Origin of the sequence: Paenibacillus sp. FSL R5-0623, from assembly GCF_037974265.1 — a bacterium.
In the GTDB taxonomy this organism is placed as follows: Bacteria; Bacillota; Bacilli; order Paenibacillales; family Paenibacillaceae; genus Paenibacillus.
In genome coordinates this window covers 147,174-168,238 of record NZ_CP150233.1, presented here as the reverse complement: position 1 = coordinate 168,238, position 21,065 = coordinate 147,174, and the positions used below count along the sequence as shown (strand labels likewise).

General features: G+C 46.9%; 19 protein-coding genes. All 19 read right to left on the bottom strand.

Annotated features, from left to right (window positions below):
* Window positions 1–22: 22 nt before the first annotated feature.
* Entirely contained in the window at window positions 23–922 is a 900-nt protein-coding gene (locus tag MKY92_RS00830) for an ABC transporter permease subunit (RefSeq protein ID WP_124118325.1), read from the bottom strand.
* A 131-nt stretch (window positions 923–1,053) separates the two neighbouring features.
* A complete protein-coding gene (locus MKY92_RS00825; RefSeq protein WP_339298768.1) occupies window positions 1,054–2,643 on the bottom strand; it encodes an extracellular solute-binding protein in 1,590 nt (529 codons plus the stop codon).
* Window positions 2,644–3,092: 449 nt separating this feature from the next.
* Entirely contained in the window at window positions 3,093–5,354 is a 2,262-nt protein-coding gene (locus tag MKY92_RS00820) for a helix-turn-helix domain-containing protein (RefSeq protein ID WP_339298767.1), read from the bottom strand.
* 253 nt (window positions 5,355–5,607) lie between these two features.
* Window positions 5,608–6,555, bottom strand: a complete 948-nt coding sequence (locus MKY92_RS00815) for a ribose-phosphate pyrophosphokinase (RefSeq protein ID WP_253504789.1) — start codon at window positions 6,553–6,555, stop codon at window positions 5,608–5,610.
* A 264-nt stretch (window positions 6,556–6,819) separates the two neighbouring features.
* A complete protein-coding gene (gene hisJ, locus MKY92_RS00810; protein WP_074092958.1) occupies window positions 6,820–7,644 on the bottom strand; it encodes a histidinol-phosphatase HisJ in 825 nt (274 codons plus the stop codon).
* Between the two features lie 12 nt (window positions 7,645–7,656).
* Entirely contained in the window at window positions 7,657–8,382 is a 726-nt protein-coding gene (gene hisIE / locus MKY92_RS00805; protein ID WP_339301632.1) for a bifunctional phosphoribosyl-AMP cyclohydrolase/phosphoribosyl-ATP diphosphatase HisIE, read from the bottom strand.
* A 1-nt stretch (window position 8,383) separates the two neighbouring features.
* Entirely contained in the window at window positions 8,384–9,145 is a 762-nt protein-coding gene (gene hisF, locus MKY92_RS00800) for an imidazole glycerol phosphate synthase subunit HisF (protein ID WP_017691268.1), read from the bottom strand.
* Between the two features lie 30 nt (window positions 9,146–9,175).
* Window positions 9,176–9,910, bottom strand: coding sequence for a 1-(5-phosphoribosyl)-5-[(5-phosphoribosylamino)methylideneamino]imidazole-4-carboxamide isomerase (hisA, locus tag MKY92_RS00795; protein ID WP_047841450.1), 735 nt, complete (start codon window positions 9,908–9,910; stop codon window positions 9,176–9,178).
* 60 nt (window positions 9,911–9,970) lie between these two features.
* On the bottom strand, window positions 9,971–10,597 hold the full coding sequence (hisH, locus tag MKY92_RS00790) for an imidazole glycerol phosphate synthase subunit HisH (RefSeq protein WP_076216872.1): 627 nt from the start codon (window positions 10,595–10,597) through the stop codon (window positions 9,971–9,973).
* Between the two features lie 3 nt (window positions 10,598–10,600).
* Window positions 10,601–11,230 (bottom strand): imidazoleglycerol-phosphate dehydratase HisB, encoded by a 630-nt coding sequence (hisB, locus tag MKY92_RS00785; RefSeq protein WP_339298766.1) that lies wholly within the window; start codon window positions 11,228–11,230, stop codon window positions 10,601–10,603.
* A complete protein-coding gene (hisD, locus tag MKY92_RS00780; RefSeq protein WP_339298765.1) occupies window positions 11,223–12,527 on the bottom strand; it encodes a histidinol dehydrogenase in 1,305 nt (434 codons plus the stop codon). The genes hisB and hisD overlap by 8 nt, the downstream gene beginning before the upstream one ends.
* 127 nt (window positions 12,528–12,654) lie before the next feature.
* The gene (gene hisG, locus MKY92_RS00775; RefSeq protein ID WP_237178353.1) at window positions 12,655–13,314 is read right to left on the bottom strand and encodes an ATP phosphoribosyltransferase; all 660 of its coding nucleotides are present in this window, start codon (window positions 13,312–13,314) and stop codon (window positions 12,655–12,657) included.
* Window position 13,315: 1 nt separating this feature from the next.
* Window positions 13,316–14,515, bottom strand: a complete 1,200-nt coding sequence (locus MKY92_RS00770) for an ATP phosphoribosyltransferase regulatory subunit (protein ID WP_339298764.1) — start codon at window positions 14,513–14,515, stop codon at window positions 13,316–13,318.
* Between the two features lie 390 nt (window positions 14,516–14,905).
* The gene (locus MKY92_RS00765) at window positions 14,906–15,448 is read right to left on the bottom strand and encodes a DapH/DapD/GlmU-related protein (protein WP_036616162.1); all 543 of its coding nucleotides are present in this window, start codon (window positions 15,446–15,448) and stop codon (window positions 14,906–14,908) included.
* Window positions 15,445–16,101, bottom strand: a complete 657-nt coding sequence (gene ppaX / locus MKY92_RS00760; RefSeq protein ID WP_017691276.1) for a pyrophosphatase PpaX — start codon at window positions 16,099–16,101, stop codon at window positions 15,445–15,447. Before ppaX ends, MKY92_RS00765 begins: the two co-directional genes overlap by 4 nt.
* Window positions 16,102–16,107: 6 nt before the next feature.
* A complete protein-coding gene (gene lgt / locus MKY92_RS00755; protein ID WP_339298763.1) occupies window positions 16,108–17,133 on the bottom strand; it encodes a prolipoprotein diacylglyceryl transferase in 1,026 nt (341 codons plus the stop codon).
* 121 nt (window positions 17,134–17,254) lie between these two features.
* Window positions 17,255–18,193 (bottom strand): HPr(Ser) kinase/phosphatase, encoded by a 939-nt coding sequence (hprK, locus tag MKY92_RS00750; protein ID WP_017691278.1) that lies wholly within the window; start codon window positions 18,191–18,193, stop codon window positions 17,255–17,257.
* A 417-nt stretch (window positions 18,194–18,610) separates the two neighbouring features.
* A complete protein-coding gene (gene ugpC / locus MKY92_RS00745) occupies window positions 18,611–19,738 on the bottom strand; it encodes a sn-glycerol-3-phosphate ABC transporter ATP-binding protein UgpC (protein WP_017691279.1) in 1,128 nt (375 codons plus the stop codon).
* A gap of 103 nt (window positions 19,739–19,841) precedes the next feature.
* Window positions 19,842–21,035 (bottom strand): helix-turn-helix domain-containing protein, encoded by a 1,194-nt coding sequence (locus MKY92_RS00740; protein ID WP_339298762.1) that lies wholly within the window; start codon window positions 21,033–21,035, stop codon window positions 19,842–19,844.
* Between the last annotated feature and the right edge of the window lie 30 nt (window positions 21,036–21,065).

Here is a 21,065-nt window from a genome sequence, read left to right as displayed (position 1 = left end):
TATCTTTCATGCCTTTGATAACTTATAAAATCCCTTCGCCGGTTGCCTTTTTTGAAATATAGTTAGAACCAAGTACAAAGATTAGCCCTACAACAGCCTGGAATAGTCCTACGACAGTTGCCAGCGTGTATTGTCCTGATTCAAGGCCGACCCTGTATACAAAAGTACTAAGTACATCTGAATATTCACGTACGGCTGTGTTACCGATAATATAAGGCCGATCAAAACCGATGCTGACCATATGTCCGAGATTAAGAATAAGCAAGGTCACAATGGTTGGTTTAATACTTGGCAACGTTATATGCCAGATTCTCTTCAGTCTTGAAGCTCCGTCAATCTCGGCAGCCTCAAACAATTCTTTGTTCACCCCGGTTAATGCAGCCAGATATAGAATGGTTCCCCACCCTGCACTCTGCCAGACACCTGTGAACAAATACGTCACAAGCCATGGGTTTTTCTCAGTCAAAAATGGTATTGAATTTAAACCCATACTTTCCAACACACCGTTAACCATACCGGATTGATTGCCAAACAATTGGTATACAATTCCCCCGATAATAACCCAGGAGATAAAGTGAGGAATGTACAGAATCGTTTGCGATATTTTTTTGAACCATTTGAATCGAACTTCATAGAGCATGATGGCCAATAAAATTGGAGCAGGGAACGAAACAAGCAGGTCGAGGAAATTTAGCATGAAGGTATTTCGTAATGTGGTGTAGAAGTCCCGCATTCCAAATACTTCACGGAAAGCATCGAAACCGATCCACTCACTCCCGTTGATGCCCTGAAACAAGTTGAAATCCTTAAAAGCGATCTGAACCCCGTACATTGGGCCGTAACGAAAGATCAAGAAGTAGATCAGAGGCAGTGAGATGAGCGCATATAATTGCCAATACCTTTTCAAGTATGTGATGGTCAAGTCGGTTTCCTCCTATCAACAGAGAAACGGCTGTGCCGCCCATACTGGCGGCACACGTTCCTTCCAAAGTTATGCGGTAAATTATATATTGATTTAGTAATCACAAGATGAACCTGCTTATTTAATAACGCTTACTGAAGTGCTGCTTCAAGCTCTTTCTTCAGTTCTGTGCCACCCAGTGACATGAAATCATTCATTTCTTTTTCATATACCGCTTCGAAGTCTGCCGGTTTAGCCATCGCAGTTTTCACAATAAGCACTTTCAACTTATCATTTAGCGCTGTACCATATTTAGATTCTGCTTCAATTGGTTTGCTGAAGATAACCGGGCCGATCGTATCCGTATTAGCGATATCAATGGACTGTCTCATCAGCTCTTGGTTACGTTCTGGGAAGCCTGCAATCCATGCGGCTTCATTGGCTGCCTGATCTCCAACAACTTTACCGTTGGCAATAATGGCCATGTCACCACCGTTGTAGATACGATCTTTGACATCCTGTGGTGCATCATCTTTAACAACTGGAACACCATCAACCATATCGTAATTTTCACCTTCGACACCGGTGTTTATCTCTAGCAAGTTCGTTCCAGAAGCCATCCAGTCCAGGTATTTCACTGCTTCAACCGAACGTTTGCTGCTTTTTGGAATCATGATGTACATACCGTTGCTACCATAGCGTGATTTGATGTGTTTATTGTCCACATTCGAGTTGGTGTAAGCGTCAACTGCTACCACTTTGCTATCCGGTACATTTTTGTACAAATTATCAAGCATACCATCTGCATACAGAATCTGACCTACGTCCTCAGACATGTAGCCGATATTACCGTTCTGGAAGTCTTTGACCAATTGCGTTTTTTCTTCATCAAGACTGAAGTCTTTGCTGATCAGACCTTCATTGTAAAGCTTGTTAAGGAACTGCATCGCATCTTTGAAGCCATCATGCAATGGTAGCTCGTAACGCTGACTGTACGTAAGTCCATCTTGTACAGGTTTAATAAATGAGTAAATCAATGTCTCGTACTGGGCTGGGGCAAGTGCCATACCCATTGGGATGTTTTTGCTGCCCAGATTACCCGGATCTTTCTCTTTAAATGCTTTCAGCGTTTCGTAAAGCTCATCCGTTGTCGTTGGCGCCTTCATTCCAACTTTGTCGAGCCAATCCTGGCGGATATAAGAATTGTAGCGGGAAGTAATGGCACGTTTACCCGGAATAGCGAATTGCTGACCTTCAAGCTGACCAAATTTCAAAAGGTCTTCGCCGAGATATTCTTTTAAGTTAGGTGCATGTTCATTAAGAAGTTCACCTACTTCAGTTAGACCACCTTGCTGAGCATAACGGTAGAACACACTGGAGTCGTATACAAACACAATATCTGGAACGTCGCTGGGGCTGGCCATTAACACGTTGAGCTTGGTTGTTTCTTCTGAACGTTGAACAGGTACGAATTGCACATCAATGTTATTCGGATCGCCGAATTTCTCTTGAACAAATTTAGTTAAGTAGTTGTTAGTGATCGTATGTGGAGAAGGACTGTTACCACGATCGAAAACCTCCACTTTCAAAGTAACACGCTCACCATTAGTTGTTGCCCCGCCTTCTGCTGATTCTTTTTCTGATGCAGATGAGCACCCCGCAAGTAAGGACACCCCCATTACCATCGTAAGTGCCAGACCCATCCATTTCTTCTTACTCCCCTTGGTTGCTTTTCCAATCATTTTGTCATCCCCTTTTACTTTGCGTGAATGTTTAAGGCTTGCTCCGAGTATTCCACATCTTCCCGAACTCTAGCAATAAACCAGTTTCGGAAGCGCTTACAAACGGAATTTAGTTTATGTGATAAGCCCATTTTCGCAGACTGATTATTTTCCCAAAGCTGCACTGCACTAGGCTAAGATGGCTCTCAACGCCTCACGACTCGGAACTGCCTGTCCCAATTCGGATAAACCATTTTCACACACTGCCTATATTCGTAAACGGGGAAAAACAGGAATATACGCTTGTTATCCTGCGAAAACAGTTGCATACGATCTCTCGGGCAGCAGAGAACTGTTCAACGAAAACAGGGCGAACCTCTGCAAGCCTGCTCTCCTGGTGGAAAGTGACCGCATGAAATTCACCCTGTGTTATCCTGATCTACAAATCTCAGAATAAGATCATCATTGCGTTACTCTTCGGGTTCTCGATGTTCTCGTTTCAAACGACGATAATCTCCTGGTGTAATGCCCGTTACCCGTTTAAATACACGTCCCAACGTAATTCCATTTGCATACCCAACCTTCAGGGCAATATCCTGTAGAGAGTAATCGGTATTGAGCAGAAGCTGCTCTGTCTCCTTCATGCGAAGCTCTGTAACAAAATCAACAAACTTCATGTTGAATTCTGTCTTGAACAAATAACTGGCATGTTTGCCCGTAATCTGGAATCGGTCGCTCAGATGTTTCAATGAAAGATCAGGATTCGCAAACTGTTCTTCGATATAATTTTTCATTTCATTGACCATGGCTTTGTAACTCTTGGTTTCCGTTACCGCCACATACGTTCTGAACATGTCCGTCAAACCATCAAACAAAAGACTTTTCACATCCGTAAGCGTCTCTGCCTCTTCTACAGCACTCAACCATCTGTTGATGTTTTCTTCGGACAGCTCTTCCTGGAGTCCTTCCGACATCATAGCCACCTCTCGGCTGAGCATCTGCAACATAGCCTGAATCAGAGAACGAATCTCGTCATCTGGCAGTTTGTTCTGTTCAAACGCTGTAAAGATCTCCTCCAACTGTTCCCGCCACTGTCCACTCGACATCCGGAACCGCTTAACAAAGTCCGCAATCATCTGCAGATAGGTATAGGTATCCAGCAAAGGATGCTGTGGTTCACCGCAGTCGGCTTGGCCGACATCTCCATTCATCAACAGTTTACGTTGCATTACCGCTTCTGCGGCCGCATAGGAATCTCGTATTGTACCGATTCCCTGAGCAATAGGTCCAATGCCAAAGCTTAAGGAAATGCGTAGATTTTGTTCTACCCATGATTTGCATTCTTCAGCTACAATACGAATCTGCCCAGACATATCCAAGTTGTTATCATTCTGTTCTTTGAACACAAAAAGGATTGCAATTCGATCCACACTAATCCATTCCGTCCAGCATTGGACTCCCGTATTACGTGACAGCTCTTGCAAAACGTTCATCAAGGCAAACTTCAGCGTATTTTGTTCACCTCTCGTGTACCTCTCCTGAAATCCCTTCTCATAACGGTTAATCTCTCCAACAACAACGACAAAACGCGACGAGTCATGCACGTCATTCAGTGGAGAGAGCTCTTTTAATTGCTCTGCTGCATTTTCCATGTGTTCACCATGCAACAGGGCATTGAACAACTTGCTGCGCTGCATGAGTACATTTTCCCTGCTTTTCTTGTCATAATCCATCATATGATTAATGAGATTCTCAAGCACACCGTCAATCATCTTCATCTCATCCGTGCGAGCACCTGAGTGTTCGAACGCCCGAATCTGATGAGACTCAATCCGGTTCATGATGATCTGAATGGGCTTATAGTTACGGCGAGTAATATACACGATATATACAATCGCACAGATGACAGTCACAATAGCAATGATTACCCATACATAAGATATAACAGATACCCAGCCAAATAAGTTGCCGGCCTTAATTCCACTGGATATTGTCCAGCCCAGTCTTTCTAGCGATAGCCTATTCAGTTCCTGACCGTCTATCGAGCCCTCTTGGTCCGAGTGTGCATTATACACAACCTTACCGTCCCGATCCGTAATCGTCAGGAATGAGAGCTGACCATTAACCATACTATCTACACTCTGTTCAATGCTGCTCATCTTGATATTAATGACCAATGTGCCCTGTGAGCCAAAAGGCAAAGGCATGTCCTTGTTCACGGTTAATACGCGAATAGGAGTACGTTGAACAGAGTCCGCATCAAATTCCCGAACCGGCTGCCAGCCCGAACCTATAGACCCGTTAACCATTTGATCAATCCATGCGTTATCCGAGTAACTTTCCGCTTCTTTGGAACCACTTACAGTCAGAACATGTTCATTTCGCTTGTCATATAGATAGATGGACTGAATCCATGAGGACGAATTGGATAGCTCACGTAAATTCTGCGCAATTGCATACACCGTGTCCGAGCTTGTCAGGTTTGTGTTATTAAAATAGAGTTTGTATGCCTGCTGACTCTGTACCGTCTCCAGAATGGATAGTTCAATATCCCTGATTGTGCGATCCACTGTGTCGATCATATAACTGGAGGAGATCCGGTCTGCTTTTTTTGTTTCTTCTTTAGAGATGTCATTGATGAATACAAACGCGATAAAAATGAGTATGGTCACCGTAAGAAAAAAAATTGGGAAATACGAAAACAATAACCGGTAGTACCAATTACGAGACAATAGACCCCACTCCTCACTCCACGATGCCAATGTTCTCAGCCGTGGTTCTACTGTTCAGCATCCATCTCGCCTTAGAGGCTGAATACTATATGATAACGCTATCATAACTGATTTTATGTTATTATAGCACAAGCCTCTGAGCAGCAAAGCAAGAATTGAATTCAAAGAGCAAAACAAAAAAACCGTGCTGAGCAGACAACAACTCAGACACGGGACAGTTCATCTGGCAGCACACCGTTATATCCTCGATGCTCTAAATGCCAGAATCTTTAAACAATGTGGCCATAGAGCCACCATCCACAATAATGCGTACGGCGCGGGCCAGCATTGGTGCAACAGGTAACACTTTGAAGCATTCGGGGTGGTCATCTGGCAGTGCGATCGAGTCCGTAACGACCACCTCTTCAATTGACGGGTGATTCAATTTACTCACTGCCCCATCGGAGAACAATCCGTGTGTTGCACATACATAGACATTTTTGGAGCCACGTTCCTTCAACCCTTCCACAACATTCAGAATGGTTGTTCCGGTGTCAATCAGATCCTCAATAATAATAGGTGTCCGCCCTTCTACATCACCAATGACATGGGTAATCACCGATTCATTATGGCTTGGACGTTTCTTGATCATAATGGCAAATGGAGAATCCAGACGGTTCGCCAGCTTCTCTGCCATCGATGCTCGTCCCGCATCCGGGGAGACTACAACAGGGTTCTCAATCCCTTTGCTTAACAAATAATCACTAATTAGATCCAGTGATGTCATATGATCAACCGGAATGTTGAAGAATCCCTGAATGGCCGCTGCGTGCAGATCGATTGTTACCACTCGATTGGCGCCAGCTGTCGTTAATACATCTGCTACCATCTTGGCCGAGATTGGTTCCCGTGGAGCGGATTTGCGCTCTTGACGAGCATAGCCGTAATACGGAACAATAATGTTTACCGTGCGTGCGGAAGCCCTCTTTGCGGCATCAATCATCACAAGCAACTCGACAAACAGCTCATTGATCGGATGAGACAACGACTGTATTAGAAACACATCACAATTACGGATCGTTTCTTCATAATGAACGTATATTTCTCCGCTCTTGAACCTGGACAGCTTGATCTTGCCCAGTTGTACACCCAGCTTGTCACATACCTGTTCTGCCAGCTTAGGGTTCGATGAACCGGAAAAAATACGTAACGAATGCTGCATAATGCCCTCCCGAGGGTTGAAATCCCTATATAATCCCTTAGCTAAAAGCGAGTGTTCAAAAAGACCGGATTTCAGTACCGAGAAGATGGGATAAAGCTAGAAATGGAGTAGCGGAGCGTAGGCAAAACTACGTGAGCAACGGACATTTCGGCTGAATTCCAGCTTCGATGCTGAAGATGCCATTAGGCATCCTTCGTAATCAAAGGCGGACTTTTTGAACTACCTCTAAAAGGTTATTTCCTACCCTCATTATACTCTAATGGCTTATACATTTAAAGGAATGAACGAGCGATGACGGCCTTCGAAAACAGCGACTTCCGTACAGCCCAACTCATGTAAAAGTGCTTCAGCTTCAGGCAAATAATCGCCCAGCTTCATTGGGTCATGTGCATCAGAGCCCATGGTTAATGGAATACCCAAGCGAATGGCTTCCGTCAGCATTCTGCGACTAGGGAACATCTCGGCACAAGGCTTCGATAACCCGGAAGCATTCAGTTCCATGGCGCAGCCACTTTTGGCAATAGCCTGCAGCGCTGCGTTCTCCAGTGAGATACGTTCTTCTGTTTGCTCTGTTGAAGGAACAAAACCAAACCGTTTAATGACATCCGTATGACCCATAATATCGTACATGCCCGTGGCGGCTGCCTTGCTTACGGCATCGTAGTACTGACGATATACCTCAAGGATGTCTTTGCCCTCCCAGTGATGGGTCTGGCGGAAATCCGTAATGTCCCATTCCCCGAGGAAATGAACAGAGCCAATCACATAATCCCATGGATAACGCTCAATGATTGCACGGATCTCTGTTTCCCAGCCTTCAATATAGTCACCTTCCAGACCAACACGTACGTCAATCTGCCCGCGGTAACGTTCTTTCAGGGAGAAACACTCCTCCACGTAACGCGGCAGTTCATCCATAGGCATCGCCATTTCCGGATAATATTGAGCCGGATCGACATGCAACAATGGCATGTGATCGGACAATCCAATCTGGGAGAGTCCGATCTCCACACCACGCTGCACGTACTCTTCCAGTTTGCCAACGGCATGTCCACACCGCTCATGGTGTGTATGATAGTCTATACGCACGAAACTCGCCTCCTAATCGCGGCGAGGCCGTTCATGACGGCGGCTCAGCTCTGACATAATGTCGTCCAGCGGCAGCTTGCGCTCTTGTAACAGGACGAGCAGGTGATACATCAGGTCACTGACTTCCAGACGAAGCTCGTCATTATCTTTATTTTTGGCGGCGATGATTGTCTCGGACGCTTCTTCACCGATTTTTTTCAGTATTTTGTCTACACCTTTATCAAAGAGATACGTTGTATATGCACCCTCAGGACGCTCACGTTCACGCTCTGCAATAACGGATTCCAGTTCAGCCAATACCTCAAAGCGACTTTCGGAACCGGAACTTGCAGATGCAGATGCCGCACCCGCTTCATCCAAAGCCTTGTCTGCCGATTTCTCTGGCAAACCAATGATTTCATTATGGAAACAAGTTACCGCCCCTGTATGGCAAGCCGGACCGTTCGGTTTCACCTCAACCAACAAAGTATCGCCGTCACAATCATATTTCAGAGAAGTAATCGTCTGCACGTTGCCAGATGTTGCCCCTTTATGCCACAACTCCTGACGCGAGCGTGACCAGAACCACGTCTCACCGGATTCCAGCGACAACTTCAGAGATTCGCGATTCATATAAGCCATCATTAAGACTTCCCGAGTATCCACATCCTGCACAATGGCAGGAACCAGTCCGTCACTCCAACGAATGTGTTCCACAACCTGTTCCAAGGACAACTGTTCCTTGATTTCATCGCTCACTTTAGTCACGGATCTCCACCCCTTGTTCTCTCAAATGTTGTTTTAGCGCCGGTACGGCGATTTCTTTGTAATGGAAAATCGTTGCGGCCAGCCCTGCGTCCGCTTTGCCTGTGGTAAATACATCATAGAAATGAGATTCCTTGCCCGCACCGCCTGATGCGATGACTGGAATACGCACAGATTCGGATACTGCTGCCGTCAGCTTCAGATCAAAGCCGTCTTTTGTTCCGTCCGCGTCCATACTTGTGAGAAGAATCTCCCCCGCGCCCAAGCTCTCAGCCTGTTTAACCCATTCCAGCGCCTTGATCCCGGAGGGTTTCCGTCCACCATGTGTATAGACTTCCCACTCGCCCCAAGCTTCGTTATACTTGGCATCGATCGCTACCACGATACACTGCGAGCCAAAGCGACGTGCACCATCTGCAATCAACTGCGGGTTAAGTACCGCGGCTGTATTCACTGCAATTTTATCCGCTCCTGCACGGAGAATCCGCTTCATGTCCTCTACCTTGGAGATGCCACCACCTACGGTAAAGGGAATAGCGATTTCGCCCGCCGTCTGCCGCACGACTTCTTCCATCGTTTCGCGACCTTCTACCGAAGCGGAGATATCGAGAAATACCAATTCGTCCGCGCCCTCGCGGTCATATAGTGCCGCCAGCTCTACCGGATCACCCGCATCGCGGAGATTAACGAAGTTGACGCCTTTGACGACCCGGCCGTCCTTCACATCCAGACAGGGGATGATTCTTTTTGCCAGCATGTTACCTCTTCCTCTCTATCCGAATATCTCTTACTTATTTACCGCACGTACTGCTTCAGACAGATCGATGCTTCCCGTATACAGTGCTTTACCCACGATTGCTCCACCAACACCATCATCCGCGTGGCGACTCAGACGAAGCAGATCATCCATTACACTCACACCGCCGGAAGCAATAACCGTCCGTCCGCTTGCCTTGGCTAGAGACACAATCGCTTCCACATTAGGACCCTGCATCATACCATCACGGGAAATATCCGTAAAGATAAACGTTTCTGCCCCATATGCCGCCAATTCCTTCGCGAGCACCTCTGCCTGTACTTCCGATGTTTCAAGCCATCCGCGGGTTGCTACATAACCATTACGAGCGTCGATGCCAATTGCCACTTTGTCGCCGTAACGTCCCAGTACTTCCTCTGTAAAAGCACGATCCTCAATCGCTGCTGTTCCAATGATCAGCCGGCTAACACCCAGACCCAGCAAACGCTCTACATCCGCTACTGTACGAAGTCCGCCGCCCACCTGAACAGGTACATTCACAGCCGAGGCAATCCGCCCGATCAGCTCATCATTAACAGGATGCCCTGCTTTCGCACCATCCAGATCCACCAGATGAACGTATGTACCGCCTTGTTTCTCCCAGGATAGAGCCACTTGAACCGGGTCATCGTTATACACGGTCTCCTGATTATAATCTCCCTGCACCAGTCTTACACATTTGCCGTCCCGGATATCAATCGCCGGATATAGGATAAAAGATGACATACAAGGCCTCCTGAATATGAATTAGATTTGTACGCTTTCTATAGTAGAAGAGATGATGCTTTACCTTTGTACAGGTGCTCCTGTCAGAGCCAAAAAGTTGCCGAGCAGTTTTATACCAAGCTCTCCACTTTTCTCCGGGTGGAATTGCATGCCGAAGTTGGACCCTCTGCCTACAATGGCTGTCACCGGATGTCCGTAATCCGTTACCGCCAGCAGATCGTCCCTGTTTTCAGTAAGCGCATGATAGGAATGGACAAAATAGACGTGACCTGCTTCAAGCCCCGTAAATAGCGGATTTTCCGCGTGCAGGAATTCCAACCGGTTCCATCCCATATGAGGAACCTTCAGCTCTCCCGGTGCGAATCGCACCACTTTACCTGGCAAAATATCCAGTCCCTCATGCTCGCCATGCTCTTCACTTGAGCTGAACAACAACTGCATCCCCAGACAGATACCGAGCAGTGGCTTGGAACCGGCAGCGGCTTCCTTGACCACCGTATCCAGTCCACTCTCCCGCAGATGAACCATCGCATCACCAAAAGCGCCTACGCCTGGCAGAATGACACCATCTGCGCCAAGAATCTCTTCCCGGTCACCCGTGACCAGCGCTTCGTAGCCAAGACGTTCGACCGCTTTGCCGACGCTGTGCAGGTTACCCATACCGTAATCGACAATTGCAATCGCCATCGTCTACAGCACTCCCTTCGTGGAAGGCACACCCGTTACACGTGGATCAATCATCGTTGCTTCATCCAGTGCACGTCCCAATGCCTTAAAGATCGCTTCAATCATGTGGTGGGTGTTCTGACCATAGTGCACAATGACATGTAACGTAATCCGAGCTTCCAGCGCCAATTTCCACAGGAATTCATGTACCAGCTCCGTGGAGAAACTGCCTACCTGTTGGGAAGGGTATTCTGCACGGTATTCAAAGTGAGGCCGGTTGCTCACATCAATAATGACCTGAGCGAGTGCCTCGTCCATCGGTACAAAAACACTGGCGTAACGCTTGATGCCGCGTTTGTCACCCAATGCTTCTCGCAACGTCTGTCCCAGACAGATCCCGATGTCTTCAACCGTGTGATGATCGTCGATATCAATATCTCCACGGGCATGTACGTTCAGATCGAATTGTCCGTGCTTTGTGAACAGATCCAGCATATGATTCAGGAAAGGTACATCCGTTTCAATCGTGGATTGTCCTGTTCCATCTACATTAAAGGCCAATTGAATATTGGTCTCGTTTGTTTTGCGGTCAACCTCTGCTTGGCGCACTGCACCTTTGTTTTCAAGTTCCACACCATTATTTTGCTTATCCATTGTCCGATTCCGCCTTTCCTTCCTGTTCTAACCGTACAGCGATTGCACGGGCATGCCCTTCAAGACCTTCATGGCGGGCCAACTCTATAATAGCCGCTCCGTTCTGTAGCAGCGCCTCTTTACTATAATAGATCAGACTCGATTTCTTGATAAAATCATCCACGTCGACCGGTGAACTGAATCGCGCAGTTCCATTGGTCGGAATAATGTGATTGGGTCCTGCAAAATAATCCCCCACCGGCTCCGAGCTGTACGGGCCGAGGAAGATCGCACCGGCATTTTCGATCCGGCCAGCGTAAGCCATCGGCTCCTGCACCATGATCTCCAGATGCTCCGGTGCAAGCCGGTTCACCACGTCGATCCCTTCATCGATGGAATCGACCACAATAATCGCGCCATACTGCTCCACGGATGCAGCAGCGATATCCCGCCGCGGCAGCACTTCAAGCTGCCGCTGTACTTCGCCCTGCACGGCTTTCGCCAGAGTGGCCGAATTCGTGACGAGAATGGCCGATGCCATCTCGTCATGTTCCGCCTGCGACAACAGGTCGGCGGCGACGTACACCGGATTCGCCGTATCATCGGCGAGCACCACAATCTCACTCGGCCCGGCGATACTGTCGATATCGACCGCACCGTACACCTCGCGCTTCGCGAGCGCCACGTAAATATTGCCCGGTCCACAGATCTTGTCAACCGGGGCAATACTCTCCGTGCCGTAAGCGAGGGCGGCGATAGCTTGAGCGCCGCCAACCCGGTACATCTCGCTCACGCCTGCTTCCGCAGCAGCAACGAGGATGTACGGGTTAATACCTTCACCACCGTTGGTAGACGGCGGCGTCACAAGAACAATCTCCGGCACACCTGCCACTTGTGCCGGAATCACATTCATCAGCACAGACGATGGATACGCTGCTTTGCCGCCAGGTACATAGACCCCGACCCGCTTCAGCGGTCGGATGACCTGGCCCAGCAGGCTGCCGTCCGGCTGCCAATCCATCCACGAGTTGCGTTTCTGTTTCTCGTGAAACGCACGAATGTTGGCGGCGGCTTGCCGAATCGCCGTCACAAAGGATGGCTCCACGGCTGCATAAGCCGCCTGCAGCTCTTCCTGCGGCACGCGCAATTCCGCGGCCGTCAGCTTCGTGCGGTCCAGCTGCTCCGTGTAACGCAGCAGTGCCGCATCACCCTCACGGCGAATGTCGCTGACAATACGCCGTACCGTTTCATTTTGCTCCGGCGTGCCATACTCCACTTCCCGCTTCAGATCAAACTCCCGTGCAGGTACAATTTTCATACGTACAACCTCCTTATCCCCTGTAATGCCTGCCTATTCATGGCCGATTTGTTTCTTTCTTGTGTCTCTTACTCTTACTTTTGCTTCTGCTTTGTATGTTTCTCATCTATGTTTCCAACGCATTAGTTTATCCCCGAAGGCTTCCCGCCGAAATTTCATTCGATACTGGAATGACTTGCTGAAGTGCATCACACAAAGCCTGGATTCGTGCATTTTTCATCCGATAACTTACCCGATTCGCGATAAGACGGCTCGTTATATCCAGAATGCCCGTCATCTCCACAAGTCCGTTCTCTCGCAGCGTCTGACCTGTCTCCACCAGATCGACAATCCGGTCTGCCAGACCAATCAAAGGCGCAAGCTCAATGGAACCATTCAGCTTGATCACCTCGACCTGCTGCCCCTGCTCCCGGAAATACTGTGAAGCAATCCTCGGATACTTCGTTGCAACACGTTGCTGGATGCCTGGCTTCCAGTCGGGAAGTCCGATCACAGACATACGGCACTGAGCGATTCCCAGATTTAACAGTTCGTACACATCCCGATCTTCCTCTAGCAGCACGTCTTTACCAACAATTCCGATATCGGCAACACCGTACTCCACATATGTTGGAACATCTACTGGCTTAGCCATAATGAATTCCATTCCAGCTTCCGGCACTTCAATGACCAATCTGCGTGTATCGTCTACGTCTTCTGGAATATCCAGCCCCGCTTCACGAAACAATTTGGAGGCTTTTTTGTAGATTCGGCCCTTCGGCATGGCCACCTTCAGAATATCCGACATCTCAGCGTCCTCCTTCTTCAGATCCGTAAGTAATAACCTGCTCAGCCTGAGCGGTTCTTGCTTCAACCGATACGGCACTTGCCTCAGCCCCATCTCCAGGAAGAAGGAGTGTCACTACATTTTGTCCCATACTGCGTAATCTTGCCGCTTCTGTTAGTGCCTCGGCCCGACGTTTCGGGTCATATTGGATAAGTACCGGTTGTTTCTCTTCAATGACAATGCCATGAACACCATCAATAATCCGGTTCGTTTTCAGTGCAAATCCTGTAGCTGGCAACGAACGCCCAAACTGTTGTAACAGATTATCATACCGTCCACCGCTACATACCGGAGATCCCAGTTCGGCTGCATAGCCTTCAAAGGTCATGCCCGTATAATAGGAGAAATCACCGATCATCGTCAGATCAATCAGCACATGTTCGGATACACCGTACGCTTCCAACACTTCGAACACCGCACACAGATGTGCAATCGACTGTGCTGCTTCAGCACTTGAACTTAGCTCTACCGCATGTGTACATACTTCCTTGCCACCACGCAGACGCAGGATCGCTTCAAGCTGTTCTTTTAACTTCTGCTCCAGATTTAATGCTTCAATGGACTGGCGATAGCCGACATAATCACGTCCGAGCAGCCCCTCCTTCAATTGCTCCTGCTCAGCGGTCTGGCCTGGAATTACTTCCTCCAGTAATCCGTTCAGGAATCCCATATGGCCCATGGCTATTTTAAAAGAAGACACGCCCGCTGCCTGCAAAGAGGCAATCGCAAGGGCAACAACTTCTGCATCCGCCTCAGGTGAGTCGTCCCCTACCAGCTCCACGCCCGTCTGGAAAAATTCAGCCTCACGCCCAGCTTCCTCTTCAATGGAACGAAATACGTTCGCATGATAGGATAAACGCAGTGGCAACTGCTCATCTTTGAGCATGGATGAAACTACGCGTGCAATTGGAGCCGTTAGATCCGATCTGAGTACCAGTGTGGTTCCCCGGCTGTTTAGCAATTTAAATAATTTGCGATCTGATGTAGAGCTTGCTACACCCACCGTATCGTAATATTCAATCGTTGGTGTGATGATCTGACGGTAACCCCAGCGTTCCATACATTCCAGTACATTGCGTTCAATCGTCCGCAGCTTGGATACTACATGTGGTGTATAGTCGCGGAATCCGGTCGGTTTTTCAAAACCTTTTGGTTTGGACATTGGTATTATTCACCCCGAGTCAGTAATTTAAGAGTTGTACTCGTTCTATTTCAACAGGATTTATGTAGTGTAAATCCCCATTCTATCTTATAAACCTTGAATCACAATATTATCGCATACGCCTTCAACTATTGGTTTAGTTCAATCTTTATCATGCTTCATTTCTCTAGGGATACTTTCACATGGTAAAGTGCTAACAAACTAAAGGATATGGGATATGATAACATGAAATCCGCACTACCGTCAACAATACCAAAGCTTGATTGCCCTTGGATCGACATATCGTTTTATATACACGCCGTTACGCTCACAAAGGGGTATTTATATACGAAAAAAGCTGCCATAAGCAGCTTTTTACTTCAACCCATCTTCATTCATTACTTTATTGACTCAATGCACACTACCCTGAGAAGAATCATCCGTGTTAAAGACCGTTTCTTCCGTAGAAGCTGCCGCGCGGGATAAATCACGAAGTGGATTACCTCCAACAAAAGCTCCTGGTGCAACATCCTTATGTACGACAGCTCCAGCAGCCACAACGGCTCCGTCTCCTATTGTTACCCCGGGCAGAATCGTTGTATTGGCACCAATCAGTACATTTTCCCCGATAATCACCTCACCGAGCCTGTACTCCTTAATGAGATACTCATGAGCGAGAATCGTTGTGTTGTAACCGATGACCGAGTTTTCGCCGACCGTTATTTTCTCCGGAAAAAACACATCCACCATCACCATCAGGCCAAAAGCAGTGTGTTTTCCCACCTTCATGCCGAGCATTCGGCGGTAAATCCAATTCTTCACCGATAGGATTGGACAGTAGCGTGACAACTGGATCCAGATAAAATTACGAACGCCCTTCCACGGACTCACTGTCTTGTAGATATGCCAAAGTGCATTCTGGTCCTCTACCGGATAGCGGGTTACTTTTCTCATGAACGTCCCGTTTCAATACGGATGAGTTTCAACAAGTCTCTCATGTCGTGCAACATATGATCGGGTCCATATCCGTTCAGGATTGTTTCCCCTTTAAGGGACCATGCAACCCCCGCCGATAGAGCGCCCGCATTCTGTGCCGATTGGATATCTACTGGACTATCACCCACCATTAACGTTTTGGCAGGATCTGCACCTAGTTCCGTCATGGCTTTCAGTACAGGTTCAGCGTGCGGCTTCGGATTCGTCACATCGGTCACTGTTACAATCGTCTTCATATATTTCAGTAGGTCAAAACGTTCCAGCACCTTTAATGTAGATGGACGAATCTTGGTTGTGACCACACCCATAACAATGCCAGCCTGATGCAGCGCCTCTACTACCTCAATAACATGTGGAAAAGGTCTAACCATCGCTTCATGATGGATATCATTATAAGCACGGTAACCTTTCACGTACTCGGAGACTTCCTCCTGGCCAGAGAAAGTGCGCATTTGCTGCTCCAGTGTGCCACCCATATGTGGAATGATCTGTTCCCGAGTCCATGGAGCTGAATGCTCCCATCCCCCCATAACATGCTGGAATGAGCTGATAATCAACTCATTGGTATCAATAATCGTTCCGTCCAGATCAAACAATACCGTGTCAATCATGTTGCATTACTCCTTTTTATCATCAACTTGCTTCGGATCATCTTTGGCTGGAGGTGATATCTTGTTCTCTTTGCCAGCAACCGTTCCCGTATGCTCCATATCATCTGCAAGAACTTTGGACGATACAATTGGATCACTGTAACGAACATCCGCTTTGCCTGTCACTCTTCTCACCACAATGAATACAACAGCTACAATAATAATGCCAATAGCAAGCAGTTGTGAGATTCGTACGTTACCGTAAGCAGGATCCAGATATCCTTGTTCAAAGCCCATTGCAGTCATTGGAGACCACAGCCCGTTCACTAATGAAGCAACCCACTGCGGAGCCTGGAAGCCCAGACTGTCCGTACGCAAAGCTTCAATAAAGAAGCGACCGATAGAGTACCAGATGAAATAAGACATGAACAGTTCAGCTGAACGCAGAAACTTCTGACGACGCAGAACCAGCAGCACGACCAGACCAACGAGACTCCACATCGATTCATACAAAAATGCAGGATGGTGGAATACGCCTTCTACGTTCATTTGATTCACAATAAAGTCCGGCAGATGAAGCTTGTCTCTCAAAAATGATTCTTCTACAGGACCGCCGTAGGCTTCCTGATTCACAAAGTTCCCCCAGCGTCCGATCAACTGTCCAACGAGCAGTCCAGGCGCACAGATATCGGCCATACGCCAGAAGTTATATCCTTTACGACGGAAGAAAATAACTGCACAGATGATTGCACCAATAAGGGCACCATAGATGGCTATACCGCCATTCCATATTTTAAAGACATCCCAGAAATTATCCTTATAATCTTCCCATTTAAATGCTACGTAGTAGATACGGGCACCAATGATGGCAGAAGGCACACCCAGCAGGACCATGTCCATGAACACTTCCTGTGGAATATTGTATCGTTTGCCCTCCCGGATCACGAGCAGGAGTCCTATAAGTGCCGCGGCACCAAGAATAAGCCCGTACCAGTGAACCTTTAACGCTCCAATAGAGAACGCAATCGGGTTCAACAGTAATAATGTATCCATTCATTCACACTCCTATTTATTCAATCAATCGTACGCATGACGAATGGTTGGCATGCCCTGCGCCTTAAGAGAAGCAGTACATGTCAACCATTTATCTTCATTTCCTTGTATAAAATGTTTCTTAATCCATGTCTTCCATATCTTCCGAGATGGTTGCTGTCAGCTTGTTCGTGAATTGCAGTGCAGCATTCAGACCCATCTGTTTCAGGCGATAGTTCATACCTGCCACTTCAATAATAACCGCCAAGTTCCGTCCCGGACGAACAGGGATTGTAACCAGAGGTACATCCGTATCAATGATACGTGTAGTCTCTTCATCCAGACCCAGACGATCATATTGTTTATCCTGCTGCCATGCTTCCAGACGTACAACCAAAGTAATCCTTTTGTTATTCCGAACCGCACCGGCCCCGAACAATGTCATGACGTTGATAATACCGACACCTCGAATTTCGAGCAAGTGGCGGATCAACTCTGGTGCAGTACCGTGCAGCTGAAAATCTGACGTTTGGCGGATCTCTACCGCATCATCAGCAATCAGTCGGTGTCCACGTTTCACCAGTTCAAGCGCTGTTTCACTCTTACCAATACCGCTGCTACCTGTGATCAGCATACCTACGCCATAGACATCACAAAGTACACCGTGAATGGTTGCTGTTGGTGCCAATTTCTTTTCCAGGAATCCCGTGATCCGGCTGGATAGAATCGTAGTAGCCATATTGCTGCGAAGTACAGCCAGATTCTGTTCTTCACTGATATCAATCAGCTCTTGCGGAACTTCCAGTCCACGCGTGACAACGATACAAGGTGTCTCTTCCGTACAAAGACGTTGCATACGATCGCGCCGCTCTTGCTCAGGTAACATTGCAAAGAAAGCTAACTCCGTTCTTCCAAGTAGCTGTACCCGTTCTTGTGGATGGTATTCAAAATAACCGGCCATTTCCAGACCAGGACGGTTCAGGTCATCTACCGTAATGACTCTTTTCAATCCGTGAGATCCAGAAACAACCTCCAACTGAAATTGTTGCACCAGTTCAGATACTTTCACTTTTTTCGCCATTTGTCTCTTCCTTTCAGCATTAGCTGTCCCTCTATGTACATCAGATCGTGTATCAGTTATTTCCATTATTAGCACATTCACTACATGGGGTACGGACTGCATATCCTTCCAACAGTCGATTCCTCAAATATATGAAGACAGACCTTCAAATAATCTTAAATGAATTCCGGGATGAATGCAATCGCAGCCTCCGACAACCATTAGTAAGAAAAGTCTTCTGATCGAAGCACCTTCTAGGATACTACATTCGTAGTTTAAGGGGTGTTTTTCTTACGATTATTAATCCTTCAACTCTGCCGAAACTTATAAATTCATTAATCTTAAAAAAGCCCCTTCCAGCAATAACGGAAGGGGCTCTCATTACAATGTATAATTGCGTTAACTGTCAGGTTCCATCGTCACCGAGGAATCCCAGTATTATTTGTCTTGAAGAAGTACGTTCACTTCAGTCTCTTTGTCAAAGATATGAACTTTGTTCATGTCGATGGCCATTTTAACTGTGGAACCATCACGAGTGTTAGAACGTCCGTCTACACGTGCGATCGTTGTATCATTACCAACACCGCTCAAGTAGAGGAGCATTTCGTGACCCAGGTTCTCTGTAACATCTACGTGTGTAGAGAATACAGAGTTCGGGGATGCTTCCAGGAATACTGGCTCTTCGTGAATGTCTTCTGGACGAACACCCAGAATCACTTCTTTACCAATGTATCCTCTAGATTTCAACACTTGTGCTTTACCTTGCGGGATTTCAACATCCACACCAGGAGCTATGAAATGCATGCTAGTACCCTGCTCAGCGAGTTTACCCGAGATAAAGTTCATTGTCGGGGAACCGATGAAACCAGCTACGAACAGGTTAGCCGGCAGGTTATACAACTCTTCCGGAGAAGCTGCTTGTTGGATGATACCATCCTTCATAACAACGATCCGATCACCCATCGTCATAGCTTCGATCTGGTCATGCGTTACGTAGATAACAGTTGTTTCCAAACGTTTCGCAAGTTTAGTGATCTCTGCACGCATTTGACCACGCAGTTTGGCATCCAAGTTGGAGAGAGGCTCATCCATCAAGAACACTTGTGGGTCACGGACAATCGCACGTCCCAAAGCGACACGTTGACGTTGACCACCGGACAATGCCTTAGGTTTACGCTCAAGCAAATGTTCGATATCCAGGATTTTAGCTGCTTCACGTACACGTTTGTCGATCTCATCTTTTTTAACCTTACGCAATTTCAAACCAAACGCCATGTTTTGATATACGCTCATATGCGGATACAAGGCATAGGATTGGAATACCATCGCGATATCGCGGTCTTTAGGTGCAACATCATTAACGACACGGTCACCGATATAGAGTTTACCTTCAGAAATTTCCTCAAGGCCTGCGATCATACGAAGTGTTGTTGATTTACCACAACCGGACGGACCTACCAGTACCAGAAATTCTTTATCTTTAATGTCCAGGTTAATGTCAACTACAGTTGCTTTATCAGAACCCGGGTATTTTTTGAAAATATGCTCTAAACGTACTCCAGCCATGATTGTTGCCTCCTCAGAGATCATTTTGTAATCGAATACAATTTGTATTTATATAATACCCTATCTACGTGAGGTTTGACTATTCGCAAACTGCACAAAAATATCAATGCTTTTTCGTCACTTTGTACATTAGTAGTAAAAACTGCACTAGAACAGCACTTTCGAAGTGCCTCACATCATAGCCAATCTCCTGTTTGATCTTATCCAGACGGTATACCAACGTATTACGATGGATGAAAAGTCGTTTCGCTGTCTCGCTAACATTACAATCCAGACTAAAAAAAGTCTCCAGCGTAGCAAGTGTCTCACTGTCATTGAAGATTAACGTGTCTTTGCCTGTTTCCTGTATAAAACGTGTACGTTGCTCATCTGGAATGCTCGCAACCAACCGCTCCAGGTGAAGATCCCATGGGAGATGAATATGCTGCGTAACATGGAATGCTCTCCCCAAGTGAACACTTTCTTTAAGAAGAGTTGTGACCGATACAAGTTGTTGCGCAGGAATGCATGGCAGAGATGCAGACAGATGGAACACCCCAGCCCACTCACTGGCAACCAATTCATGCAACCCCAGACAAAAAGCGTTCAGTGAATCCTTTTTGGCTTCCGTTGTATCTTCCTCGGCTTCTTCTGTAACAATTTCTTTATCACCCATGAATATCCACTCTTGCTCCCCCAAAGGAATCAAGACAATCTCCTCGCCAAAGTAACTCTCAAGCAACTTGTTGAGCTCCTTGGATCGTAAACGATGGGCATCCGGTGTATCTCCTTGCAGTAAGAAGAGAATCTTCTCCGTATTCAACTCTGCTGCCACTACATAGCGATCAGGGACCGCTTCAGATTTCTGCTTGGTTGGTTCTTCGATCTGCTCTTTAAGCCAGAGACCCAATTCAGTCAAATACTGCTCCCTATCATTCTCATATACAACAGGTTGTACCTCATCGGGTAGAGCCGTGTTAGTACGGATCACAAGCTCGATCAATTGTCGTGTTTCCAAGGTAATAGATCTTGCAGCGCATCCCCAACACACAACGGTCTCTTCTTTCTCATTCATCCGAACCTTAAAAAATATACGCTCTCCCGTATTCAGACTGATCACATCGGATGAACTTGGATATGCAGATTGATCAGATAACTCCTGATACTCACCCTCATCACCAAAGGTCTCTGAATTTTCATGTCGACCAACCAGATTCGCAACGGACTGCATCCATTCTTCTATTGTAATTTCATATTCGTCCAAAGTTGTGCCAATAATGACTTCAATTTGCTGTTTTAGATCAGGTATGAGCTTCATATAATGAACGTCACCACTCTGCATGTTTTC